Consider the following 2,209-nt stretch of genomic DNA (forward strand, 5'->3'; position numbering starts at 1 on the left):
CCGCTGGCGCGCTCGTTGCTGCGGGTCAGCTGGGTCAGTGCGCCGCTGCGCAGGTCGCGCACGAACACGTCGCCGTTGCGCACGAACGCGCTGCGCGTGCGGCTGCGGTCGTACACCGGATCGGCCACGTCCAGGCTGCCGCGCTGGTCATCGGCCACCTGCGCGGCCACGCCACCGGCGATCGGCTGGCGGAAGGTGTCGCGCACCGGGCTGCCGTTGCGCTTGAGCTGGTATTCCACCTGCTGGCTGTTCCACGACCACCAGGCCTTCTCCACCGGCGGACCGATCCAGTCCGGGTCGGCCATGGCCTGTTCGATGGTGATCGGCGTCGGCGCGGCCTGGGCGGCCGGAGCGGCCAGCATGGCAGACAGCAGGAGGGACAGGGGCAGCACTCGGGACATGGGCGGACGGCACCAGAAGAGGAAACCGGGCAAGCGTAGCAGCCGCAACGGCCGGGGGAGGGGGCCACAGGTCATGGCAGCGGGATTGGCAAAGTGGTGCAACCGGTCGGCAGGGTCGCGCATCCAATCTCCTGAACCCGCATCATCCACCGGACAGGAGCACGACCATGCAGGAACTCATCCCGATCACCCTCTTCATCTGCACCGCCTATGCGATCCATGCCATCGCCGATGCGCGTGCGCGCGGCAAGCTGGTGGCACCGCACGTGCCGGAAGAGGTGATCCGCTCGCTGGCGGTGCTGGAAGAGGAGCGCCGCCGCCAAGGCGCGCTGCGCTGGGGCATCAGCCTGGTCTGCCTGGCACTGGCCATGGCGCTGCTGGAAGCCATCGGTGCACGCGACCTGACGTTCGGCGCTGCCGCCGCGATGGTCGGCAGTGCCGGCCTGGGTCAGCTGCTGGCCTGGCACTTCACCCGCCCCACAGTGCGCAAGGGCTGAGCCGGCGCATGCTGCGGGCACAGGGAGAGCCCCACGCATGAGCCTGCTCGGGGAGGCGCTGGCCGCATTGCGGGGGCGACGTCGGCAGGATGCCGCGACGGCAACCATATCCGCCGAGCCGCTGGATGCGGACCAGGCGCTGGTGCGCGCCATCATCGACGGCTCGCAACCGGCCTTCACGCAGCTGGTGGAAATACACCAGCGCACCTGCGCGCATGTGATCGGGCRCATGGTCGGCGACCGCGACCACGTGGCCGACCTGCTGCAGGAAACGTTCCTGGCGGTGTTCCGCCAGCTGCATCGGTTCCGTTTCGAATCTTCACTGCGGACCTGGATTTCGCGCGTGGCCTACACCACCGCCCTGCAGTACCTGCGGCGGCGGAGACTGGAAGCGCAGTGGATGGTGGCGGTGGAAGCGCCCGAGGAATTGGGGATTGGTAACGACGGGCCGGGCCCGGCGGAACTCAGCGAGACACTGCAGGCCGGCCGCCACCTCGGCGCGGCGCTGGAACGATTGAGTGCGCCGCAGCGCCTGATCGTAGGCCTGCATTATCTGGAGGATTTCGATCTGGCCGAGATCGAACAGGTGACAGGCCTGGCCCGCGGTACCATCAAGAGCCACCTGTACCGTGCGCGCCAGGTCCTGAAGCAGGAAATGGTGCGGCATGCCACCGCCGGAGAACTGTTGTGAACCGACCGACCGATTCTCGCGATGCGGAAGAGCGCGCGCTGGCAGACGCGTTGCGTGAGCAGGCGCAGCAGGAAGAGACGCCGGATGTGAGTGAGGCGTTGCGAAAGCGCATTACCTCCGAATCACGCGATAGCGGCGTGGGCTATGTCGTGGTGCAGGTGCTGTTGTTTGGTGCGCTTGTGGCGGGGGTCATCTGGTACTTCTGGCGCTGACCGTATCCGGCGGCGCGTGAGACGCATTCTGCGCGGTCTGGCATATCAATGGACTGCTGATGAATTCCTTCGCATCTGTGAGCCGCGTCAGTCAGTGGCGAATAACGCCGGATTGCGACGTGGCAGCGCCATCGTTCTGGTGCCGGGTCTGCTGTCAATCACTCTGCGTCGGCGCGTCTCATGAGGATAGTTGCAAAGTCCTCCGTCGCTGTTGATATCGATGCACAGCTTGGAGAAATCTCGATCGTCGGCAACCGCTGGCGCTGGTCGGAGCCGCGAAGGCCCGCACCCATTTCCCGCTGTACGAACTTCAATGGAGCTGAATCATGTCGAAGATCGACAAATCTGTGCTTCTCCCCCCAACTCTCATAGCGCTACTTGGCCTGTCAGGCATGGCAACTGCAGCGC

The 2,209-nt window shown here is 66.2% G+C and carries 3 protein-coding genes and 1 pseudogene; 3 read left to right on the forward strand and 1 reads right to left on the reverse strand.

Annotated features, from left to right (window positions below; genetic code table 11):
* Positions 1–401 (reverse strand): annotated as a pseudogene (locus AB4Y84_RS19795) (S9 family peptidase); the annotation flags it as partial.
* A 167-nt stretch (positions 402–568) separates the two neighbouring features.
* Between AB4Y84_RS19795 and AB4Y84_RS19800 the strand changes: the two are divergent.
* Genes AB4Y84_RS19800 through AB4Y84_RS19810 form a run of 3 tightly spaced genes read left to right on the forward strand, consistent with a single transcriptional unit; the run spans position 569 to position 1,801 of the window.
* Complete coding sequence (locus AB4Y84_RS19800; RefSeq protein ID WP_428703739.1) at positions 569–898, forward strand: hypothetical protein; 330 nt, start codon at positions 569–571, stop codon at positions 896–898.
* A gap of 37 nt (positions 899–935) precedes the next feature.
* A complete protein-coding gene (locus tag AB4Y84_RS19805) occupies positions 936–1,589 on the forward strand; it encodes an RNA polymerase sigma factor (RefSeq protein WP_442250742.1) in 654 nt (217 codons plus the stop codon).
* The gene (locus AB4Y84_RS19810) at positions 1,586–1,801 is read left to right on the forward strand and encodes a hypothetical protein (protein ID WP_442244213.1); all 216 of its coding nucleotides are present in this window, start codon (positions 1,586–1,588) and stop codon (positions 1,799–1,801) included. The genes AB4Y84_RS19805 and AB4Y84_RS19810 overlap by 4 nt, the downstream gene beginning before the upstream one ends.
* Positions 1,802–2,209: the final 408 nt, after the last annotated feature.

Origin of the sequence: Stenotrophomonas sp. 2YAF22, from assembly GCF_052114665.1 — a bacterium.
GTDB lineage: Bacteria > Pseudomonadota > Gammaproteobacteria > Xanthomonadales > Xanthomonadaceae > Stenotrophomonas > Stenotrophomonas indicatrix.

Coding starts and splice junctions, on each gene's coding strand:
- AB4Y84_RS19800 (WP_428703739.1), top strand. CDS start 569: ATGCAGGAACTCATCCCGATCACCCTCTTCATCTGCACCGCCTATGCG.